The following is a 12,444-nucleotide window of genomic DNA, read 5'->3' as shown; positions in this document are numbered from 1 at the left end:
TGATAAAGAAAGAAGGTACAATCCTTTCCCTGTATTGTTTTTTCAAAATCAGATTTATATTTTAACCATAGTTTAACCGGTGTTTAACCAATTAAAAACGGTTAAACACCGGTTAAACACCGGTTAAACCTTTTGTTTGGGTGCAATTATTATAGAATAAAGTTCGATTCAGCCAGATAAGGTTAAAGTGGGACAACACAAAAACAAACCGCCCCGGAAAAATCTTCCGGGGCGGTTGTCAAAAAAAACTGAAGCTGTAATTACTGAGATGTTAATCTTGTTTTGCCCACCACAGCGGGGTCAGAACGGCATCAGGTCCTCCGAGGAAGCCTACCGCTTGTGCATAACCAGCAGGGTTGCTGTTTTGCAGGGTTGAAGGGTAAGGCACACGTTGCGGGAAGAATGCTGTACTGCTTTCCATATAATTCGCCTGAGTTAATGCAGGTAAGGTTGAAATGGGTAATTCAACAGAGGGGTTCTCAAAGAAGGGAAGCCCAAGGCGGCGGTGGTCGCTCCAGGCCTCCAACGGCAGCCAGGGCAATTGCGAGAGATACTTCTGGGTGATGATCTTGGTCATCAGGTCGTTCTTGGTCGCACCGTTGTTATGCAAATGGTTCACTGGGTATGTAAAAGTCCAGGTGCCTTCTTCCTGGGTGTAACCATCAATATAATTCATGGTTACAGTGGCAGGGGGTTCGGCGGTATGTTCCCATTTCACGGAGGTGCCAGCCCTGTTGTAACTTTCTGACATCAGATAATCCTGCAGATATTCCGTTACCTCAAAGTAAGCAAAACTGGCTGCGATTCCTTCTTCATAGGCGGTTTTCGCGTTCATTGGCGTAGTCCAGCCTCTGACAGCCGCTTCAGCCACGAGGAAATAAGTCTCCCAAGGGCCAAAGAAAACGCGGCTGCTGGTGCTGTTGCGATAGCGATGGGCTAAACGGGGATTGGTGCCACCATAGAAAGCAAAGTTATTCCTGGAGGATTTTGGACCCCAGGCACCAAGGCAAGCTGCATTCCAGGTTCCGACACCGTCAATAGTAGCCAATACACCATTCCCATCAAGGTTCAAAAGAGTTCGGGTGGTGGTAAAAGCGCTCTGGTCCCAGGAGGGATAATGGTTAAAATCAGGATTGTCAAACCAGCCGGGGATAATAAAAGCCTTATAAGCTCTTGGATCCATCACCGGGTATAAACCATCATAAAGGAAACCAGCAGTCGGGTCGTTGGTATAAATACCATAATGCTCCTCATAACGAACACCCATGTAATCGGCGGGTTTGATTTTTTCATGGAATACTTCAGGCACCTGATCTTGGGTGGAAATACCTCCTAAACCAATATAGAGGTTATTGAGGGTGGCTGAGAGCGGTTGCGAGTTCCATTCACGCGTCATCACGCCAGTAAGGGCATCCCAGCCTGGTTTTTCAGCAACGGCAAAGGTATCGCCTGCATCGGTGATGATGGGCCCAGCCGCAGCGGCTTCAAATTCAGTTTTAGCTTTGGCAGGATCCACTTCAGAGAGTCGCATGGCCAGGCGCATCCGCATGGAGTTTCCATACTTCACCCACTTCAGATAGTCAAATCCATAAGCTTTGTCAAACTTTGCCAGATCGGCCGGGTTCTGCACATTCACATCAATTTTTGAAACGGCGTCAGCCAATTCAGCAAGCATATAGTAATAGACAGTCTGTACATCCTTGAATTCAGGGTTGGTGCCCTGGAAACCGTCAATGGGCATTGGGCCGTAATTGTCGGTGAATTCACTCATCAGATAAACACGCCAGATGCGGGCAATTTGAAGAAGGTTGTTGGTATAAGCAAAAACCACACCAGCTTCAATCTTCTCTTCAGCTATACTGACGGCAAGATTCGCCGTTTTCAGCCAACCAGAAAGATAACTGTAATTATCGATGGTCCAGCCATCATTATAACTACCTGTAGCAATAACGCCATTAACCCTGTGCTGACGGGCACCGGTTTTCCAGTAAAGGATGAATTGACGCTCGGCCACGTGAGGATCCATTTGAGCACCTGTAATGGAATTGTTAAGGAAATACTCGACCTGTACCTGCTCGAAATTGGCAGCTTTGGGGTCGGAGTTCACATCGAAGAAATCTTCCCCGCAGGACACAAACAGCAGGCTGCCCGCTGCTAATAAAAAAACTGTTCTGAGAATATTTTTCATTTTTCCCGGTTTTTAGAATGAAACATTTAAGTTAAACAGGAAGATCCTCGAGGTAGGAGGTGCCGAGTTCTCAAAGCCAATAGCGTTGGTTCTGGTGGCATACACTGATTCGGGATCAAGACCGTTCAGATGGCTCTTAAAAAGCCAAACGTTATTTGCAGATACCCCTGCATTGATACCTTGGATGGGCATTCCGGTAAACCACTTACGGGGAAGATTATAGCTCAGGTTAATATTCCTGAGACGGATACTGGTGGCATCGTATACATTGGCTTCATTAATACCAAGGTTACTGCCACTCCAGCCAATGGTGTTCCAGTATTCCTGGGCGCTAATGGCCGTCGTATTTGCACGGTAGGTGCCATCCCCATTATCGATAACCCCTTCCACTATGATATCATCGCGTTTTCCATCCGGAGCGGTGACAGCTGCCACACCAAGGCGCTGCAGATAAGCGTTGGTGGCTGAGAAAATTTCCCCGCCTAAACGGCCATCAATGGTAAATCCAAAAGAAAGCCCCTTGTAGCGGAAAGTATTGGTGAAGCCCAGCAATCCGGTGGGGTTTTGGTTCCCGAGATATTCACGCTCGGTGGTTGCAACGGGATATCCCAGTTCGGTAAGTAACAGTTCGCCGTAATGGGGGCTGTCCTCATCGGTCACACGGCGGAAAGCTGATCCGTATATGTCCCCATATCCTCCACCGACAACAGCTTCTATCCTCAAATGGTCATATCCACCAAGGAAATATTTCTCAATGTCCTCATATAAATCAACGATGGTATTTTCATTTCTGGAGAAGTTAACCTGTGCTTCCCAGTTAAACCCGTTCGGGTTTTGAAGGATGCGGCCATGGAGCATGACTTCAATACCCTGGTTCTGAATATCCCCGGCATTGATTTTACGGGAAGCAAAACCACTGAGGGGGTCCATCGGCAGGTTAATGAGCTGCCGGGTTGAATTCTGACGGTACCAGGTAAAGTCAATGCCCAAGCGATTCTGGAAGAAACGGAGGTCTGTTCCAAACTCCCTTGAAGTGATCAACTCGCTTCTTACATTGGGATCGAAAAGAATATTTCCGCTATTGGCAATGGTGTTACCCAGCGGATCGCTTCCAATACCATAGGTATTGAATAGTTGATAAGGTTCCAACGAGTTACCAACCTGTGCAAAAGAAGCACGGATCTTTCCAAAAGTAAACCAACGGGGTAGTAAAACATCCATGTTTTCAAGCATTTCTGAGAACACCAGGGTGGAGTTTACAGAGGGGTAGAAATACGAGCGGTTTTCAATACTCAGGGTAGACGACCAGTCATTGCGCATAGTAGCGTCGAGGAAGAAATAACCAGCCCAGTTAAACTGTACTAAGGCAAATACCGAGGCAATCCTTTTCTGGCTCATGCCTTCCCAAACCGAAGGATTGGAAATACCATTGTTTATGGCAAACAGGTTAGGAACTTCCAGGGGACCTGAGTTGGCACTGATATAGGAAGACTCCTGCATCATGATGTTGGTTCCGATCGTTCCTGAAACACCCAGCCTGTCAATCAGGTTGTCTTTCCCTCCGGACAGCATGCTGGAAATGTTGTGTTCAAAGAATGTTTCTTTTCCCAGGGTGTATCTGCCAGCCGGGGTGTGACGTCCACCTGCATAAAGCTTTGATTCGTAATTGGTGGTGAAAAGGTCTGAACCGGCTGAAACTTCCGCATTGAGCCAATCTGTAAAGGCATACTTCACAGAACCCTGTAAAAGAAAACGGTCGCGAATGTCAGAGTTCAGGTCGTACTTGGCGCCCCAATAGGGGTTAATGTCATTGGTGCTGTTATACCATATCATTTGACCTAACTCGTTTACAGGCGGGTCAAATTTGCGCACGTCGATCGTACGTGGCAATACATGCATGGTGTAATAGGTGTTGGAATAGTTGAACCCAAGGATCGGACGGTTTTCAGCGTTCGCATTGATATACTGAACTTTTGCATCAATGGTCCACTTGTCATCTGCACCAAAGTTTGCAACGGCTCGTGAAAGCAGATTGGTTCGAGTGAGTCCTGTGCCAGGAATTACACTTTGATCGTCGCGATGGGTAAATGAGGTGTAAACCGAAGCTTTCTCATACTGCTGCTGGAATGAAAGGGAATAATTTTGTGCAATGCCTGGCTCGAAGAAGTTTTCTACGTTATCATAGGCCGTAAAGGGAACCATTTCTCCGGTCCAGTCTTCCACCATTTGACCTTCAATGGCCGGACCCCAGCTCAATGTAGAAAGCGGGTCAAAGATTCCGGTACTTCCCTGTCCAAAACTGTTTTGTAACTCCGGGTGAGTGAAAACAGACTCAATACCCAGCGAAGCGGAGAAGGTAATTCCAAGACCGGGTTTTTTCTGTCCAGTTTTGGTGGTAATCAAAATGACCCCGTTACCCGCCCGTGAACCATAAAGGGCCGCAGCAGAGGCTCCTTTCAGAATCGAAATGCTCTCAATATCTTCAGGGTTCAGGTCAGACATACCGTTCCCAAGGTCAAGGGAAGGCTGCCAGTAGTCGTTGTTATCAGCACCTGTGAAGTTATTCATAGGTATACCATCGACAACGATCAAAGGCTGGTTGTCACCAGTCAGTGAGCTAAAACCCCTGAGGACGATTTTTGAAGAACCTGCAGGACCAGTACTGGAGCGTACGACTTCCAGACCCGAGACTTTACCGGTCAGGGAGTTCGCCAGGTTTGCTTCACCGGTTTGCACCAGGGCATCCCCGCTGACTTCCTGCATGGCATAACCCAGGGATTTCTTTTCACGAACGATCCCAAGGGCAGTAACCACAAATTCCTCAAGCATCGTTTCTTCTGGCTCAAGGACCACATTTAAGGTCCCGGCTTGGGTGATGACCACCTCTTTGGGGTTCATGCCAATGAAGGTGAACTGCAGGGTAGCGCCCTGAGGAACGCGAATGGAATAATTCCCGTTGATGTCTGATGAGACACCAACAGTGGTTCCCTTGATCACTACACTGACGCCGGGAAGCGTGGTCCCGTCAGCAGCATTGGTGACCGTACCTGTAACCAAGAGGTCCTGGCCAAAGGCAACAGTGACCAAAAACCCCATGGTCAAAACAAAAGACAGAATTTTTTTTCTCATGATTAGTTTTGTTTTGTTGGTAATTGGGTAATTGAAATTGGATTTTGGTTAATGAAAAATGGAAAAGAATTGATATTGAAGAACGTATTGCCGGACAGATCCGGGGGTCAAATATGCCAAAGCAAACATATAGCAACTCACAAATGTATAAAAAAACTAAAACGATTTAGAAAAAAATATAATTTTTTTTTAACAATTATTTAACGATTTTTTTTATTCGTTTTGTCTAATAACCTGACAGTTGCAAATCAGTCTTCGAATTTTATCCAATTCTCAAAAAATACAAGACCGGTTATTTTTTTAGTTCCAGTAAGATTTTTACAGGCCAATGATCGGAAATAAAAATATCCCCAGCCTTTACCTTGTCAACGGAATAGCCTTTAATGGAAAAGCTTTTTTTTGTAAAGATAAAATCAATGAAAGCCCCGGTGTTAGCTTCCGAAAAGCCGTTGTAAGTTTTGGGTAGCTCTGCAGTATTTTCCTCCATATTCTTAGCAAAGGTATTAATCAGTTGATTGCCTGCGAGAAACTGTTGGCTCACCAACTGATAGGTATCACTTCCGTATTCAATATTAAAGTCGCCGGTCAGGATCAGGGGCGCCTTGCCGGCGATCTGTTTCATTTTCTCAGCAATGATCTCTGCACTCAGTTGCCTGGCCTCATCACTTACATGGCTGAAGTGGGTGTTGAAAAAATACAAGGATGTCTTTGAAGGCTTATGGATCAATTTGGCCCAGGTGGTAATCCGGGGCAGCAGGGCACCGGGCCCAATACTTCCAGGTATTTCAGGGGTGTATGATAGCCAGAACTGCCCCTTGTCGGCCAGTTCAAATTCTGATTTCTTAAAGAAAACGGGTGTGTATTCACCTTGCTCCTTACCGTCATCCCTTCCCGAACCTACCCAGTCATATCCCGGAAGCATTGCTGAGAGATCTTCCACCTGGTGATGCAGGGCTTCCTGGAAACCAATGATGTCAGGGCTTTCTTCTTCCAGATACTGCTTAACCAGGGGAATGCGATTTGGCCAGGCATTGTTTCCATCGCCGGGATTGTCAAAGCGGACGTTGAAGCTAATCACCTTGATTTCAATTTCCCGTTTGGAGCAGGATAAGAACAAGAACAAGGGAAACAGCCAGATTATCAGCAGAAAAAGGCGTGTTTTCATAGAGCTGAGTTTAGAATCTTTGAATGGTTTCCAGATGGTCATCAGTCAGGTGGTTAAATGCAAAGAAGCACGCTCCTGAAGCCCCGGATTTACTTGAAATGTCCAAGGCTTGTTCCAGTTCAGCAGGAGTCAGCGAAGGGATAAACAGACCAGAATAGACTGGTTTTTTTATTTCCAGCTGAGCGATCTGCCTCTCCAGGTTTTCCCCGATCCAAGAGAGTTTTGCATTATAGAAGTTGTGGTAAAGCATCGGAAAATAAGCGTCAAGATGCCACTTTCGCCATTCTTGCCTGACACTTTCCCAGTTTGGGAAAACGGCGGCAGTAATGGGTTTATTGAAAGCTCTTGCCTGGGGTACAAGCTCATCGTTCACCAGGCTCGTAATGGAATCGTAGCGAAACTGCCTCCATTGTTCGTTTGCCGAAGGGTCCTCCAAATCCTTGAGGGGGTCGATGCCGCTTTCCTCCTTAAATTTGATTCGGCAAGTTTCGCAATAGCAATAATCGTATTCAGGGTATTCGCGGTCCTGAACAATATTGTATTTGGGTTGCAATCCTTCAGCGATGATGACATCAGGGAGCCTGACATAATCGAGATGCACCCCCGATACGCCCGGAATACTTGCCAGGGAGCGCACGTTTTCCCTGACAAATTCCTTTACGCCCGGGTTGTTGGGACACATAAAGCGGTAATAGCCCACATAAGCGGGATCGCTGTGGCTGGGTTGCCCCAGGCCATTCACTGCATACCAGTCGGGATGGTTCTCGATATGATCAGGGTTGTTATTGATCATCGTCCACATCCAGGCATGCACTTCCAGCCCGGTTTGCTGGCCCAGAGCAATTATCCGTTCGAGCAAGGGCTCTTCCACAGGCAGGCGGTCTGTCTCCCACCAGGCTTTGTGGCTGCTGTAAACCTGCAGGAAAATCCCGTCGATTCCGCTTTGCTTGATGGTCTCCAGGTGTTTCAGCCAAGTCTCGTCATCCAGCTCCCTGCCAGGCGTGACCCATACCCAGTTTTTCCACCTGGCACTTTTGTCATCCCTGAGGCAGGCAAATCCAAAAACGTTGAATGCGGCCACGCCCAGGCCCATCATCCCTGCTTTATGTAAGAAAGTCCTTCTGTGCATATTTTCTCAGGATTAATTGACGCTGGGTTTTTGAATGGGCTCATTACTTTTTACGACTACAAAAGTGGTCAGGGCATAATAAGCGTGCGGATTATCAGCAGTAGATTGGAAGTTGTTTTCCCACTCCTGGAATTCATAATTAAAGGTAAAGCTTTGGCCGTTCATAGGGTCTGCGAAGAGATCTTTCCTGACGGGCACTTCCATCCCCGGACACCAACCGGCGCGATCGGGAGTCCAGTTGCCATATTGTGGCTGAACGGCATTCTGCCCGCAACCCATGGGACCCATATCGTGATCAAACATGGCCTCGCCATTGATAGCTACTTGGTGGGTGCGGAAACACCATTCGGCGCAGCCCCTGCCACCAGGGTCCAGCGGGGTGGCGTGCCCCCATCCGGTGATGATGGTCCGCAGGCAGGTTTCTACAGCATTGGCAGGAATGCCTATGGTCTTTTGCAGCACAAAATCATGTTCTTCCCCATAGGGAACGCCGTGCAGCGAATGCTGGGCATAGTCCAGCACGTTTTGAACGGCATAATAGGGATAATCGGGATTGCCCTCGGTCACCTCAAAATCGACCGTGACCAGCCAGCCATCACTGCCCCAGGTCTCAACAAAAGAACGCAGACTGACCTCCCCGGCGAGAAGTGATTTGAAATCGGTGACATCTACAATGAAGCCCTGGGGCCTTTGGACATTGTCAACCCCGTAAGGCGTGATGTAGCGCCCAATTTCGAACCAGGTTTCTGAATCATTGTCCCAAACCTTGATGTTGGCAAAGACATCCCAGGCATTACAACCCCCGTCGGGACACCTGAGCTTGATGAACATCCTGATCTTTTCCACTTTTGTGGGATCTGCCGGGAAATTGAATGTGCCTTCGTGGGCCTGACTAAATTCGCCACCAAAGGCGTGCCTGACCGACTGAAAGGTATTTACGGTATGAATGACTGGCTTTTGATCTTCATCATCCTCTTTCTTGTCGCAGGACGAAAATAGCAAGGGCGAAGCGAAAAGTATAAGCAGGCTTAAGGAATAGAATCTTTTCATTATTTAATAATTAAACGTTTTTAGTTTTAAAGGGTTTTACCGTTAATAAAACATTCCCCTTTCTTCAAATGGATTATTGGTTTTCCATAACCGGCTGTCCTCACTGATGTGCCAGTAGGAAGTCCCGTCGGTTGACGGAAGTGAAAGCCTGAAGCGGGTTTGGGCTACATCAAAAGCGACAGGGTAGGGGGCAAAGAATTCCAGGTCGTCAGGATTCAGTTCTTCAAGGCTCCGGGCATAACGCTGGTGTTCCCAGAAGAAATTATGCTGGCGATAATACAGTTCGCGCAGGACAAACTTCAGGTATTCATCTTGATGGATGTTGAAGGCTTCTTTGCCCTCCCCGGCCTTTAATGCGGAGAACTGCACATAGCCCCAGGATTCGGGACGGTGCATGTCGATGACTCCTTGCGGCGACCATACCCAGTTGTATTCGGGATAAGGCAGGCCTGTTTCGGTTTTGATGACCTTCTGGTACAGTCCCTCGACGGCTTCGATTTGCCACTGCACCCTGGAGAAATTGATGCGCCACTGATCGCCTGCCCGGGGAGGGCGCTTTCCGGGAGCAGCTTCTTTCAATACCTTCCAGGGGAAGGCCATTTCCACGGTCCACAGGGTATCGCGGTCTGTGGGGTCATTGAGGGTGCCCCTGAGCTCTATGCCATATTTGAATCCGGCCACATCCCAGGCGCTGATGGGTTGGCCGCCATTGCGATAGGGTTTTAGGAGCATCAGATCCCAAACCGTGCCCAGAGCATTGATCTCCAACTCATAATAGTTGTGGGTATCTCCCTTGGGGTCAATGAACACTTCAAAGTTGTTCTCGTGAAAAATGATGGATTCCCTTTCTGTATAGGTAGCCCAGAGGTGAGGCTCCTCCAGTTCGGCGGCGATGTAGAAATAGTTTTCATCCCAGAGCATCTTCACCCGGGTTTGCAGAAAGGGGGACGGCTTCAGGCTGCCTTCAATGTCGGTGAAGTCTTCGGTCCAGGGCACGGCCTGCCAGTCCGCTTCATCCAGCCGGCCGTCCAGGAAAAGTTTTTGGCTTGTCCGGTATGCCACATAAGTTCTCGGAAAGGCTTCAAACAGAATCTTCTGCGAAAAGGTGCTTTCTGAAAGAATAAGAAGGGTAAGAAAGAACAGCAAATTTCTCAAGGCTGCAGGTTTTTTACATTAGTTCATTCTGAAATCGCCGTTCTCAACGCTCCAGTCGTTGCCAAAGAATCCGCTGACTATGATGCCTTCCAATCCTGAGCGGAGCCATTCGGTGCTGAATATCATCAGGTCGGGGAAGCCGGTGATGCCCGAGAAATAATTATTGGGCGCCAGGGCTTTCATCCCTTCTATGCCAGTTCCTGCCACCACACCCACGCTTGCATACTCACTGTCGGGCCGGGGATAGAGAAAGTAGGCGGCTAGGTCGTGGCCCCTGAGGCTGTAAGGCCCGAAATGAATCATCCCGGTTTCTACCTGTACGGGAGCATCCTTCAACAGCAGACTCCAGGCCTTGTTGTTCTGGGCATTGCCATAAAGGATCACATTGCGGTCAGCAAAAGCAGCGAGGGAAAAGTCGGTATCGGCCACGATGTCGATGGAGCCATTGCCGCGATAAAGGAAAGTCTCGGCATCATAGCGGGCTTTATTCCGGTACCATTCATTTTCTTCCGGACTTCCGCCAGTGGCATATACAAAGACCATATGGTTGGTAAAGGCCAGCTTGAACCCGCCATAACGCGTAGGATGCTTTTCTGCCGGTTCCGGGAGCGTGCTGATAGCCCAGCGACCGTTTTTATGAGCCAGGGTAACATCCTGGCCTTTTTCAGCTTCAATCACCTGGTCGCCGATTAAGATAACGGGATTGTTTTGAAATTCCAGCTGAGACAATTTCAGGGTGATGTTCCTGATGTTGTCAAGGGTCCCTGCAATGGTATCCTGAGTGCGTTTCAAGTCAACGGTGCTGACCTCATAATGCCTGGTCTGCTGGTTGACCACCACCCAATAGTTGCTGGCCGACACGGCTGGCGAAGCGGTGCGAAACTCAATGTGGTTCACATCCTTCACTGCAGGAATGGTGTTTTGTTTCAGAAAATCGAAAAGCAGGGGCCAGTCCATCGAATGGTCGCCATCCCAGTGGGTGGCTCCAATTTGCTCGTGGTAGCTGAAGTTGTTGTGGAAAGTTCCCAGGCGCTCACGCATCATGCGGGCCTGCTCGACAGGGACAACCATATCGGCATCGCCGTGAAGGACATACATCCCCGATTGCAGGTAATTGCGGATCAGGTTGAGCGTACGCCCGGGCATGGCGCCCCGGTAAATCATTTCAAAGTGGGGGTTTCTGGCCCGCAGCGAATCGGAAGCACTGCGGCGGTAGCCAATGATGTCGGCATAGCCTGCCGCAGGACCAACGGCGGCAAAACGGTCGGGATAGGTGGCACCCAGGAACCAGCTGCCGTGTCCCCCCATGGAATGCCCTGTCAGGTAAGTTCTGGCCGGGTCGGTGGGGTATATTTTCCTGGCGTTTTCCATCACTTCCATTGCATCCATTCGCCCCCATTCCTCCCAGTTAAAGCCAAAGGGCCTGCGGTTGGTGGGGGCTACGATGTGTGCCCAGTCCTTTTGTTTATAGGCACGGGTCTGGTTGGTGGCTTCCACCGATGCGCCGTGGGTCGAGAGAACAAAGGCCTGACCTGGCTGGTTGGAGGTTGAGGGCGCAACACTGTAATACTGCACGCTGCCGTCGATGTTGCTAACAAAGGTTCGCTCGTGGTGACGGCTTATATCCTGCTGATTCAATTCCATCTCTGCCCGGTGAACCTCATTGCCTGCGGCATCCATGAGGATCAGGGTGGCTGCCAGCTTGTCGGTACGGGTGTATCGTCGCGGGGCAGGCACCTGGAACTTAACTTTGCGGGAAGTCATCGCAATGACCTCGTCCATTGGTGTGGTAAGGCTTTCTCCGGAACGCAGCTGGCAGGTAATGGAAAAATCTTTCAGGGTTTCATGTCCGCTGTTGACCACCCTTATGGCGCCCCATTTGGCATCTTTTTCACCCCTGATGAGGGCTGGCAAGGTTTTGTCCCTTTGCGAGAAAAGGACCTCCTGTGAAGGCAAGACGATCTTTGCGCTGACGCGGGCAAACCTCCCATGGGAGAACAGGAACTGGTTCAGCCCCTTTTTTAAAGTGAAGGGAATAAGCGTATATCCAAAATCGTAATGATCGCCTTCGTGGGGCATCCCATTGATATAAGTAACCGTATGGCCCTTGGCATCGAGTAACACGCTCAGCTCCTCGGGGGATTCCAGTTCCATATAGACCCACGACCTCCCCAGGTTGCCGCTGAAAGTGCCTGCTGTATCCGCTTCTATGGCTTCCCATACCAGTTCAACGGATTCATTTTTATAGCTGTCCTTCAGCTTTTGTCCTTCAAAAGGTCTTTCGAACCGTCCTGTGGCAATTTGCCAGGCCACCACATCCTCTCCACCGGTCAAAACGGCCGGGCGGACAGATTCCCTCAGAGCAAGTCCCAAGGAAAACTGGTGGAGGATAATGCCTTCTTCGGTATTTTCCACACGGTCCTTTCCAAAATATTCAACGATATTTCCGGTTCGCTGCCCAAAACTTTCGGCGAACGGCAAAAAGAAGATAACGGAAAAAATGGCTAAGATCCTGAAGCGGGTTGTTATCATTTTGATTTTTTTTTTGCGGTTTTAAATTTTTATTATCTTGCGACCTAAATTGATTTAGGAACAAAAATAATAAACAATTTGAATTCCTCTTTTTTT

7 protein-coding genes are annotated in these 12,444 nt (G+C 48.7%); all 7 read right to left on the bottom strand.

Annotated elements, in window-relative coordinates:
- Window positions 1–271: 271 nt before the first annotated feature.
- The 7 genes from V2I46_13435 to V2I46_13405 all read right to left on the bottom strand — a co-directional run bounded on the left by V2I46_13435 (window position 272) and on the right by V2I46_13405 (window position 12,348).
- The gene (locus V2I46_13435) at window positions 272–2,188 is read right to left on the bottom strand and encodes a SusD/RagB family nutrient-binding outer membrane lipoprotein (GenBank protein MEE4178502.1); all 1,917 of its coding nucleotides are present in this window, start codon (window positions 2,186–2,188) and stop codon (window positions 272–274) included.
- Between the two features lie 12 nt (window positions 2,189–2,200).
- Complete coding sequence (locus tag V2I46_13430; protein MEE4178501.1) at window positions 2,201–5,317, bottom strand: SusC/RagA family TonB-linked outer membrane protein; 3,117 nt, start codon at window positions 5,315–5,317, stop codon at window positions 2,201–2,203.
- 292 nt (window positions 5,318–5,609) lie between these two features.
- The gene (locus V2I46_13425; protein MEE4178500.1) at window positions 5,610–6,482 is read right to left on the bottom strand and encodes an endonuclease/exonuclease/phosphatase family protein; all 873 of its coding nucleotides are present in this window, start codon (window positions 6,480–6,482) and stop codon (window positions 5,610–5,612) included.
- Between the two features lie 10 nt (window positions 6,483–6,492).
- A complete protein-coding gene (locus V2I46_13420) occupies window positions 6,493–7,611 on the bottom strand; it encodes a family 10 glycosylhydrolase (protein MEE4178499.1) in 1,119 nt (372 codons plus the stop codon).
- A 12-nt stretch (window positions 7,612–7,623) separates the two neighbouring features.
- Window positions 7,624–8,661 carry a peptide-N-glycosidase F-related protein gene (locus V2I46_13415; protein MEE4178498.1) on the bottom strand — a complete coding sequence of 346 codons (1,038 nt, stop codon included), beginning with the start codon at window positions 8,659–8,661 and terminating at the stop codon, window positions 7,624–7,626.
- A gap of 42 nt (window positions 8,662–8,703) precedes the next feature.
- Window positions 8,704–9,816: a carbohydrate-binding family 9-like protein gene (locus V2I46_13410; protein ID MEE4178497.1), complete on the bottom strand. Its 1,113-nt coding sequence runs from the start codon at window positions 9,814–9,816 to the stop codon at window positions 8,704–8,706.
- An 18-nt stretch (window positions 9,817–9,834) separates the two neighbouring features.
- Entirely contained in the window at window positions 9,835–12,348 is a 2,514-nt protein-coding gene (locus tag V2I46_13405; GenBank protein ID MEE4178496.1) for a prolyl oligopeptidase family serine peptidase, read from the bottom strand.
- Window positions 12,349–12,444: the final 96 nt, after the last annotated feature.

The organism is Bacteroides sp. (genome assembly GCA_036351255.1).
GTDB lineage: Bacteria > Bacteroidota > Bacteroidia > Bacteroidales > UBA7960 > UBA7960.
Note: the sequence above shows the minus strand (reverse complement) of the source record. Positions and strands in the feature narration are given on the sequence as shown.

Excerpts from the sequence above, each read along its gene's own strand:
- V2I46_13435 (MEE4178502.1), bottom strand. The coding sequence starts at position 2,188 with ATGAAAAATATTCTCAGAACAGTTTTTTTATTAGCAGCGGGCAGCCTG.
- V2I46_13430 (MEE4178501.1), bottom strand. The coding sequence starts at position 5,317 with ATGAGAAAAAAAATTCTGTCTTTTGTTTTGACCATGGGGTTTTTGGTC.
- V2I46_13425 (MEE4178500.1), bottom strand. The coding sequence starts at position 6,482 with ATGAAAACACGCCTTTTTCTGCTGATAATCTGGCTGTTTCCCTTGTTC.
- V2I46_13420 (MEE4178499.1), bottom strand. The coding sequence starts at position 7,611 with ATGCACAGAAGGACTTTCTTACATAAAGCAGGGATGATGGGCCTGGGC.
- V2I46_13415 (MEE4178498.1), bottom strand. The coding sequence starts at position 8,661 with ATGAAAAGATTCTATTCCTTAAGCCTGCTTATACTTTTCGCTTCGCCC.
- V2I46_13405 (MEE4178496.1), bottom strand. The coding sequence starts at position 12,348 with ATGATAACAACCCGCTTCAGGATCTTAGCCATTTTTTCCGTTATCTTC.